At 46.0% G+C, this 10,726-nt stretch carries 7 protein-coding genes; 3 read left to right on the top strand and 4 right to left on the bottom strand.

What is annotated here, in order from left to right:
- Positions 1-88 precede the first annotated feature (88 nt).
- Positions 89-1,489 carry a glutamate decarboxylase gene (locus JK188_RS14080; RefSeq protein WP_036950882.1) on the top strand — a complete coding sequence of 467 codons (1,401 nt, stop codon included), beginning with the start codon at positions 89-91 and terminating at the stop codon, positions 1,487-1,489.
- Between the two features lie 77 nt (positions 1,490-1,566).
- Positions 1,567-3,105 carry a glutamate:gamma-aminobutyrate antiporter gene (gene gadC, locus JK188_RS14075; RefSeq protein ID WP_036950880.1) on the top strand — a complete coding sequence of 513 codons (1,539 nt, stop codon included), beginning with the start codon at positions 1,567-1,569 and terminating at the stop codon, positions 3,103-3,105.
- A 62-nt stretch (positions 3,106-3,167) separates the two neighbouring features.
- Here the strand turns inward: gadC and ppc are convergent, their stop codons facing one another.
- The 3 genes from ppc to metB all read right to left on the bottom strand — a co-directional run bounded on the left by ppc (position 3,168) and on the right by metB (position 9,784).
- Entirely contained in the window at positions 3,168-5,807 is a 2,640-nt protein-coding gene (gene ppc, locus JK188_RS14070) for a phosphoenolpyruvate carboxylase (RefSeq protein ID WP_132497060.1), read from the bottom strand.
- Positions 5,808-6,170: 363 nt separating this feature from the next.
- Positions 6,171-8,612, bottom strand: coding sequence for a bifunctional aspartate kinase/homoserine dehydrogenase II (locus tag JK188_RS14065; RefSeq protein WP_211887678.1), 2,442 nt, complete (start codon positions 8,610-8,612; stop codon positions 6,171-6,173).
- Positions 8,613-8,629: 17 nt separating this feature from the next.
- Positions 8,630-9,784, bottom strand: coding sequence for a cystathionine gamma-synthase (gene metB / locus JK188_RS14060; RefSeq protein ID WP_211887676.1), 1,155 nt, complete (start codon positions 9,782-9,784; stop codon positions 8,630-8,632).
- A 325-nt stretch (positions 9,785-10,109) separates the two neighbouring features.
- On the opposite strand from metB, the gene metJ reads away from it, so the two are divergent.
- Positions 10,110-10,427, top strand: coding sequence for a met regulon transcriptional regulator MetJ (gene metJ / locus JK188_RS14055; protein ID WP_036950870.1), 318 nt, complete (start codon positions 10,110-10,112; stop codon positions 10,425-10,427).
- A gap of 75 nt (positions 10,428-10,502) precedes the next feature.
- Here metJ and JK188_RS14050 read toward each other — a convergent pair.
- On the bottom strand, positions 10,503-10,726 hold a 224-nt coding region (locus JK188_RS14050; protein ID WP_211888655.1), incomplete at its 5' end, for a hypothetical protein.

Here is a 10,726-nt window from a genome sequence, read left to right as displayed (position 1 = left end):
TTCTAATTTATTTTTATGCTTATATGAAAATATAAGATTATTGATCATTCCTAGTAATAACATCTCAATTATTGAGGAGATTCGTTGTATGAATAATAAATCAGTATCTTCAAAATATAGTGAATTAGATGATATTTATGCTTCATTTGATTTATCCCAATCCTTACCAAAAACGAAATTCCCAATCAAAGAAAGCGACCCGAGAAATGTATTTAGTGCAGTTCGTGATGAGCTAATGCTAGATGGTAATTCCCGACAAAACTTAGCGACATTTTGCCAAACATGGGTAGATGACGAAATTCGCAGTTTGATGGATCTCTCTATCGACAAAAACATGATTGATAAAGATGAATATCCGCAAACCGCTGAAATTGAAAACCGCTGCGTGCATATGCTCGCTGACTTATGGAACTCTCCTGACGCACTCAATACATTAGGCTGCTCAACGATTGGCTCTTCAGAAGCCGCAATGTTAGGGGGTCTGGCGTTAAAATGGCAATGGCGTAAAAAACAAGCCGCCAAAGGAAAACCCACCGATAAACCTAACTTAATCTGTGGTCCTGTCCAAATTTGTTGGCATAAATTTGCCCGTTATTTTGATGTCGAACTGCGTGAAATTCCACTTGAAGGCGACCGCCTGATCATGAGCCCTGAAGAAGTTCTCAAACGCGTTGATGAAAATACTATCGGTGTCGTTCCGACTTTAGGTGTGACGTTCACTTGCCAATATGAGCCAGTGAAAGCAGTTCATGATGCATTGGATAAACTGCAAAAAGAAACGGGCTTAGACATTCCTATTCACGTGGATGGTGCAAGTGGTGGTTTCCTCGCGCCTTTCTGTGCGCCTACACTGGAATGGGATTTCCGTTTACCTCGCGTTAAATCCATCAACGCATCTGGACACAAATTTGGTTTAGCGCCATTAGGTGCCGGTTGGGTAATTTGGCGTGAAGCGAAAGACCTCCCAGAAGAGCTAATTTTCAATGTGAACTACCTTGGCGGTAACATGCCAACCTTCGCATTAAACTTCTCTCGTCCAGGTGGACAAATCATTGCACAGTATTACAACTTCCTGCGTCTTGGTCGCGAAGGCTACGCTAAAATTCATAATGCTTGCTATGCCACCGCGCAATACCTTGCCCGTGAAATTGAAAAACTGGGTCCATTTGAGATGATCTTTGATGGCGATAGTGCCAAAGGTATCCCAGCGCTGGCATGGAAATTAAAAGACGGAGCGAAAACCAGTAACTACTCTTTATATGATATTGCAGACAAACTACGTAGTCGCGGCTGGCAAGTTCCCGCTTACTCAATGCCTGCAAACCGCGAAGACCTGGTGATCCAACGTATTTTAGTCCGTCATGGTGTCAGCCTAGACCTCGCCTCACTGCTCATCGAAGATTTCAAACGCACCCTCGAATATTTCGAGAAACACCCTGTCAGTACACCACTTTCTGAAGAAGAAAGCGGCGGTTTCAATCACAGCTAATCCTTAGTCGTTTATCCAGTCGGCGTATTCATTTATGCGCCGACTGACTTCGTAAAACATATGACAGGAGAATAGGCATGGCGACGTCAACAACAGCTCCAGCCGCAAAACAACTCACCTTGTTAGGTTTTTTTGCGATCACCGCGTCTATGGTGATGGCGGTCTATGAATATCCGACATTCGCCACATCGGGTTTCAGTTTAGTCTTCTTTTTACTCTTAGGGGGATTGCTGTGGTTTATCCCCGTAGCCTTATGTGCTGCCGAAATGGCCACCGTTGAAGGTTGGGAAGAAGGGGGTATTTTCGCGTGGGTTTCCAACACATTGGGAGAGCGTTGGGGATTTGCGGCGATTTCATTTGGTTATCTGCAAATTGCGATAGGCTTTATTCCGATGCTGTACTTTGTACTCGGCGCCCTATCCTACATATTAAATTGGCCAGAACTTAATACTGATCCCATCACCAAAACCATCGGCGCTCTGGTGATTTTATGGGTTCTCGCCTTTACCCAATTTGGTGGAACAAAATATACAGCAAGTATCGCAAAAGTCGGTTTCTTTGCTGGGATTTTATTACCGGCTCTCATTCTCGTTGGGCTAGCGATTAGCTACTTGGCAAGCGGTGCACCTTTAGCTATCGAGATGAGCACAAAAACCTTTATTCCTGACTTCACTCAAATCGGCACGTTAGTGGTCTTTGTCGCCTTTATTCTCAGCTACATGGGTGTTGAAGCCTCAGCAACCCACGTCAACGAAATGAAAAACCCCGGTCGAGATTATCCTGCGGCAATGTTTTTATTGATGATTGCGGCGATTTGCTTAAGCTCTATTGGCGGTTTATCGGTTGCTGCCGTGATCCCTAACAGCGAAATCAACCTGTCTGCAGGTGTGGTACAAACCTTTGAGGTTCTCGTTACCCACTTTAATTCCACCTTAGAGTGGGCAGTACGGATTATTGCTGCGTTGCTGTTACTCGGCGTATTAGCGGAAATTGCCTCTTGGATTGTGGGACCTTCCCGTGGGATGTATGTCGCTGCACAAAAAGGAATTCTGCCGAAAAGCTTTGCCAAAGTGAATAAAAATGGCGTGCCAGTTACGTTAGTGATTTCCCAATTACTGATCACCACGGTGGCGATTATTGTCCTCACTAACACGGGTGGCGGCGGAAATATGTCCTTCCTGATAGCACTGGCATTAACCGTTGTTATTTATCTGTGTAGCTACTTTATGCTGTTCCTCGGTTATATGCATTTAGTCTGCAAACAATCTGATAAAAAACGGGCATTCAACGTTCCGGGCGGTAAAAGCTTTAAATTGTTAATCGCGTTTGTTGGGTTAGTGATCTCAATTCTGGCATTTGTGGTGTCATTCTTCCCGCCAAGTTCATTGCCGGGCGGAGCAGATGATACGACTTACGTGACGCTGCTCGCGGTCAGTTTTGTGATTATCTTCCTGCTGCCTTTTGTGATTTATGCATTCCACAATAAAGTAGGAAAATCCACCAACGTCTCCATGGTTCATATCAAAACTCACAATGCCCCAACGAACCATTTCTTTATCCACCCACGGGCACGTTCGCCTTATCATTTGATCCATAATGATCAAAACAAAAAATAACGTTCGACCGTAAATGAAAAAGGCTGCCAATTGGCAGCCTTTTTACTGACATAAATTAATTGCTAGCCCGTATTACGCATACCCGCCGCAACACCAGCAATGGTCACCATCAACGCTTGCTCCACACGTGGGTCTGGATGCTCTTGTTGACGAGAGCGATGCAATAGCTCAGCCTGCAATACGTTCAGTGGATCGGTATAGACGTTACGTAGCGCGATGGATTCAGCAATCCACGGTAAATCCGCCATCAACGCTTCATCTTTAGAGACCGCTAAAACACTCTTAATATCTTCAGATAACTGGTCACGCAGCTTTTGTCCCAGTGGCCATAAACGTTTCTCAACGAGGCAATGGTCATAATATTCCGCTAACCATAGATCGGCTTTCGCGTACACCATTTCCAGCATTGCAATACGGGTTTTGAAGAATGTCCACTCTTGCCACATTTCATCCAGTACCGCTTGCTTGCCTTCTTTTTCGATGACATGTTTCAGCGCCGCACCTGCCCCTAACCATGCGGGTAACATCAAGCGGTTTTGTGTCCACGCGAAAATCCAAGGAATAGCGCGAAGGGTCTCAACACCCCCAGTAGGACGACGTTTTGCAGGGCGAGAACCTAATGGCAATTTGCCCAGCTCTAACTCTGGGGTCGCCGCACGGAAATACGGGACAAAGTCAGGCTGTTCACGCACATAATCGCGATACATCGCGCAAGATACATCTGACAACGAATTCATTACTGCCTTCCACTCTTCTTTTGGCTCTGGCGGTGGCAATAAGTTGGCTTCGAGGATAGCGCTCGCGTACATGGCTAAACTGCTAATCGTCACTTGCGGGAGACCAAACTTAAAGCGGATCATTTCGCCTTGTTCCGTCACACGCAACCCGCCTTTTAAGCTTCCCGGTGGTTGGGAAAGAAGTGCGGAATGTGCTGGCGCACCGCCACGACCAATGGTGCCGCCACGACCGTGGAACAGTGTCAGTTTCACGCCTTCTTTATCGCACAACTTAATCAGGGCATCTTGTGCACGATACTGCGCCCATGACGCTGCCATCACACCCGCATCTTTTGCAGAGTCGGAGTAACCAATCATCACCATTTGGCGATCATCAATCAGCTCACGATACCACTCAATGCTAAGCAACTTAGTCATCACGCTTTCGGCGTTATTTAAATCTTCCAGAGTTTCGAACAGTGGCGCAACCGGCAATTTAATGGAGGCACCCGCTTCTTTTAGCAGGAGTTTGACGGCTAAAACGTCGGATGGCACTTTCGCCATCGAGATCACGTAAGCGGCGATAGAGTCATTTTTCGCTTTAGCGATAACGCGGCAAGTTTCGAATACTTCTTGCGTTTCTGCTGTCGGTTGCCAATCTTGTGGGATCAGCGGACGGCGCGATTGCAGCTCAGTCAGTAAGAAATCTTGCTTCTCTTGTTCTGACCAATTGCCATAGTTACCTAGCCCCAAATATTCTGTCAGCTCAGACAGCGCATCAGTATGGCGAGTGCTTTCTTGGCGCACATCGATACGCACCAATTGCAGACCAAAGCTGCGAATACGGCGTAGCGTATCTAGCAGTGAACCATTAGCAATAATGCTCATATTGCAGGCAACGAGCGATTGATAGCAGGTATACAGCGGATCCCAAAGTTGCGCGTTATCCGTCAGTAAATCCGCTGGTGGCAAAACTTGCTCGCCTTTCACTCGGCGCTCTAAATATTCCAATGTAGAGAACAATTGGCTACGCAGATTTTTGGCAATTTGGCGATAAGGCTCATCCACATCATCGCCGCCCGCCAGCGCACGCAGTTCTGGCGTCGCTTCCGTCATAGAAAGCTCCGACACCAAGACTTGAATATCTTTCAAGAATAAATCGGCAGCTTTCCAGCGGCTTAATAGCAGAACATGGCGAGTAACTTCCGCGGTCACATTCGGGTTACCATCACGGTCGCCGCCCATCCATGACGTAAAGCGGATTGGGTTTGCTTCGACAGGTAATTCAGCCCCAATGGACTCTTCAAGCTGTTCATTGAATTCCCGTAAAAATGCCGGAACGCCTTCCCACAACGAGTTTTCAACAACCGCAAAACCCCATTTAGCTTCATCGATTGGCGTAGGGCGAATTTTACGAATTTCATCGGTATGCCAAGATTGCGCCACCAGTTGGCGTAAGCGACGCATAATATTGTTGCGTTCGTAATCCGCTAAATCATCATGGTCGAGCTGGGATAAACAGGTGTTCACCTCAACCAGTTTGTGAATTAAGGTGCGGCGGGCGATTTCAGTTGGATGGGCAGTCAGCACCAGCTCAATGGAGAGCTCTTCAACGGCTTTTTGAATATCACCGTGGCTAAAATCGTGCTCTTTTAAACGCCCAAATAATTTCTGTAAGGCAACAGGGTTACTCGCCGCTTCGCCGTGGGGAGAAATACTGTGGTACTGCTCTGCCACGTTGGTTAAGTTTAAGAATTGGTTGAATGCCCTCGCAACGGGTAATAGCTCGTCGTTGGTGAGTGTTTGCAAGGTCATTAATAATTTTTGGCGCTGAACTTCATTACCTGCGCGGGAGGATTTGGATAACTTGCGAATAGATTCGACTTTATCGAGGATATCTTCACCAAGAGCGTCTTTGATGGTATCACCGAGTAGCTTACCCAACATACTGACATTACTGCGCATTGCGGAATATTGCTGATTCATGGGACTCCTGATCTTGTGCTGTTGGCAGGATGCCACCCCGCTTCTCGTGAACGGTTAACAAACTGCGCTGGATTTCCTGTAATAAAATTTCAGTCGGCTAGAATTATGTTTTGTGATGCAGACCGCGAATTTCACCCTGTACCCTATATTCATATCAGAAAAAAAGCGCTTTGGGTGATTTTTCTGAAATTTAATTACAGCACCATTTTTATTAATTTTTCTTATTTAAGTATTGCGTCAGCGCAATCTATCGTCGATTCAGCACTTTTAAGTCATGAATCTTATTTAAGAATAAAATAGGAATGGGAAAATTTGAGAAATGAAGAGAACGCACGCGTTTATCTACCCCGTGCGTTACTGATTTTATAAAAGCTGAGAGAGTCGATTCAAGTCAGATTGGATAGCGCCGGCGGTCACATCGCGACCCGCACCTGGCCCGCGTATCACCAATGGGTTATCACGGTACCAACGGCTTTCAATGGCAAAAACGTTATCCCCCGGCAATAAAGAGGCTAACGGGTGCTCAGGTTTAACCGCCTCGACACCCACTTTTGCTTTACCTTTCACTGCATCAAACCGCGCCACGTAACGTAGCACTAACCCCAGCTCCTTCGCGGCTTCTAAGCGCTGCTGCATCTGCTCGTTAATCACGGCGCTATTTTCAAAGAATTCATCCAGTGAGCCTGTTTCCGCTTGCGCTGGCACTAACGATTCCACGCGCACATCATCCGGTTCGATATCATAGCCCGCTTCTCGCGCCAGAATAATGAGCTTGCGCATCACATCTTGCCCAGATAAATCGATGCGCGGATCCGGTTCCGTTAATCCTTGCTGCCAAGCTTGCTCGACAAGCTCACTGAAAGGCACTGAGCCATCAAACTGCAAGAATAGCCACGATAATGTGCCAGAGAAGATCCCGCTGATCGCCAGAATCGCGTCACCGCTTTCTTTGAGATCGCGCACTGCGTAGTTGATCGGCAACCCAGCGCCAACGGTCGCATTATAGAGCCAATGACGCCCCGTTTTGGCGAATGCATCACGAATTTCACGATACTGCTGAGTAGGCGCTGCCCCTGCGAGTTTGTTTGCACTGATAACATGGAAACCGTAACTCGCAAAGTCCACATAACTATTAGCAAGCTCGCCACTGGCTGTGACATCCAACACAATCAGGTCATCATAAGGGTGCGCTCGCATCCATAAAAACAGATTGTCGTCCTGATGCTCGACCGCTTCATCATCAAAGAAAGCTAATGCACGGCTTGGGTCAATACCTTGGTAATTCAATAAACTGCGGCGACTATCCACGACACCCGCCAAAACAAAGTCAAAGTCACTGCGAGCAGAAATATTTTGCTGCTCAACCGAAAACAGCTCTAACCAACGGGCGCCAATATTGCCTTTACCAAATAATACTAAGCCGATGCGCTTTTCGGCGCGGAATAAGCTTTGGTGCATGCCTTGAATGATATGCTCAGTTTGATTAGTACGCAGTACCGCGACTAAGCTAATGCCATCTTCTGAGTGCCAGATAAACTCAACCGGCTGCCCTTTAAGCTCTTCATAAAAACGGTGGCTATGCAGCGGTTTTTTACACACACCAGCGCCAACCAGAGCCACCAGTGAAAAACCTTCACGTAATGAAAGAGACCCAGGCAATGCCGCTTCTTCCAATACATTCAACGCGCTTTCCACCACTTCCGAGGTGTAGCACAGTTGCAAGATAGCGCGGTCATGGTGAACGCCTCGCGCCAATGGGCGAAGTTGTACGCGTTTTAATAATAAATCCACATCCTTGCAGATTTGGTTAAAATCGCGCCCTGGGGCAATTCGCAGCTCAATTAAGCACACATCGTTGTGGCTGGTGACAATTTTTGCCCCCGTCCCCGAGGCTAATACACGCTCAATTTTGGTGGAGCCTTGCTCCGGCTGGTAGCTACAGCGCAGCTGCAAATCAATATTGCTGACGGAAACAGGCTGCAAAGTACGCGTATGTAAGACAGGCGCAGCAAGGCGAGCCAATTCACTCGCTTCATCTAAACGCAATAACGGCAATAGACATGCATCTTTCACCTTGCGAGGATCCGCACTGTATACCCCTGCCACATCACTCCAAATGGTGACTTTGCCGACATCCGCTAATGCCCCTACTTGGGTAGCCGAATAGTCACTGCCATTACGACCTAACAGGACGGTTTCACCTTTTTGATTACGGGAGATAAACCCTGTGACCACAAGACGGCGCTGAGGATGTTGCACCAGTAATTGCTGTAGGAGATGGCGGGATTGAACCTCATCCACCTGTGGCTGCGCTGCTCTTTCTGCGCGTAAAAATGTACGTGCATCTAGCCAAGCGCTTGCCATATCAAACTGTTCAAGCACGGCAGACATTAAACGTGCAGACCAAATTTCACCATGCCCCACAACTTCTGCGTAGGTAGCATCATTGATAGGTTTATCCAGTAGCCCACTGAGTCGTTCTAAATCCGCAACAAATAGCTGATTGAGCTCATTAGCCTTCTCTTCAGGCAGTAAACCACTGATCAAATCTTGCTGGTAGCGGCGTAGCGCTTGTTGCACTTGATGAGCAGAAATACGGTCACTCTGGCTTAATTTAAGCCAACTTATCAGCTGGTTTGTGGTACTCCCTGCCGCAGAAACAACCATTAAATCGCCGGGTTGGCTGTAGTTCGCCATAATGGTGGCGACACGCTGATAACATTTCACATCAGCTAAGCTACTTCCCCCAAACTTGTGTAACTGTCGGTGACAAGGGATCACCTCAAATGCTGTTATTGCACTCATCAAAAACTCCGCTAACGTTATGACGCAACCTTAAATGCGTGGCTCAAATCTGCGATAAGATCCTGACTATCTTCAAGACCAACTGAAATGCGCAGTAAACTATCAGTAATACCTGCTGCGGCTCGCGCTTCAGGGGACATGCCTGCATGGGTCATGGTCGCCGTATGGGAAATCAAGGTTTCTACACCACCGAGAGATTCCGCTAATGTAAACAAGCTCAGCGCCTGTAAAAACTGACGAAGTTGCGCTTCATCGCCTGCAAATTCAAAACTTAACATTGCGCCAAAGCCAGATTGTTGCGCGGCAGCAATGTGATGTCCCGGATGATCACTCAAGGCAGGATAATATATTTTCTTCACCAGCGGCTGAGTTTTAAGATATTTTACGATTTCACCCGCATTATGCTGCTGCTGTTTTATGCGAGGCAGCAATGTTCTAATACCTCTGAGTAACAGATAACTGTCAAATGCACCGCCAGTGACACCAATATTATTCGCCCACCATGCTAATTCTAGAGCCCATTTCTCTTCTTTTGCAATCACAGCACCCGCAATAATATCTGAATGACCATTGAGATATTTTGTACAAGAATGTACAACAAAATCAGCACCTAACGCTAATGGTTGCTGTAATGCAGGGCTTAAAAATGTGTTATCCACCACCACCAAAGCCCCTGCTTGATGTGCAAGGTTCGAAATATGTTGGATATCATAAATTCTCAGTAACGGGTTACTTGGGGTTTCAATGAGTACCAGTTTGGGTTTTCTCGCTAATGCCGTTTGCAACGCTGATTCGTCGCTTTGGTCAACAAATTCAACCTGATAAGCCCCTTTTTGGCTCAAGCTGTTAAATAAGCGGTAACTGCCGCCGTAGCAATCGTGAGGAGCAACGAGTAAATCACCCGGCTGTAATAATACCGTGCATAATAAATGGAGAGCCGACATCCCGCTGTTAGTCATCACGGCACCACTTCCTCCTTCTAGCTGTGCCAGTGTTCGCTGCACAATATCTCGCCCAGGATTGCCGCGACGGGAGTAGTCGTGGGTTCTTGGCTCATTGAAATCTGTAAAATTATAGGTGCTAGATAAATAGATGGGAGGAACAACGCAACCAAATTGCGAGTCTTCATTGAGTCCATTATGTATCGCGATAGTGGATGCTTTGTATGTCATGAGTGTCTCTCCAAGTATGGGATAGTTCAAATCATACTCAAAGCAAATTTAGACGTCAACATGTCTGGACGTCTAAACCTCTTTACGTTTATAACAACTAATGGAATAATCAGCCATAATAATTATGTGCCAATGGATAGTTAGACCACATTACCGGCATATAAAAAGACTTAATTTATTGATTTTAATACGCATTAAATAATAACTTAAGCCCTTTATTCTTAACCCGTATGCTGAGTGTATCTTGAAAAAAATTCATCTTCAGGATCAGGAAACTGACACTCGTATATTATTTTATTATCAATGAATATATCCAAGGTATCTCATGGCTGAATGGAACGGTGAATATGTCAGTCCGTATGCTGAACATGGCAAAAAAAGCGAGCAAGTCAAAAAAATTACAGTATCGATTCCTTTAAAAGTACTGAAAATTTTAACTGATGAACGCACTCGTCGTCAGATCAATAACTTGCGCCACGCGACTAACAGTGAATTACTGTGCGAAGCCTTTTTGCATGCGTTTACTGGTCAACCGCTGCCGGATGATGATGATTTGCGTAAAGAACGCAATGATGAGATCCCTGAAGCAGCAAAAGAGATCATGCGCGAACTGGGTATTGACCCAGAAACTTGGGAATATTAATCCCTCTGCGTCTTTCTTTAGCACTCGACTTACTGATGTGGGTCGAGTGTGACTTATCTTAGCAATCTATTTCACCTAAATAACACTCTTACCCGCTGATCCCCCATCATTTATTTTCATTATCTTCATGCTGTTAAGCAATTTCATTTGTTGCCGATAACCAATGTACGCGTTTTTCCATGGATTAATCTCAAGAACAAGCCATCCGTCAGATAAAGCGCGATTTTTCTTTCCTCTAAAGACTATTTTTACAGCTAAATGCTTAATTATATTAAAAAACAATAAAGCCTGCTGTATAT

The organism is Providencia sp. JGM181 (assembly GCF_018257375.1).
Lineage (GTDB): Bacteria > Pseudomonadota > Gammaproteobacteria > Enterobacterales > Enterobacteriaceae > Providencia > Providencia lanzhouensis.
Note: the sequence above shows the minus strand (reverse complement) of the source record. Positions and strands in the feature narration are given on the sequence as shown.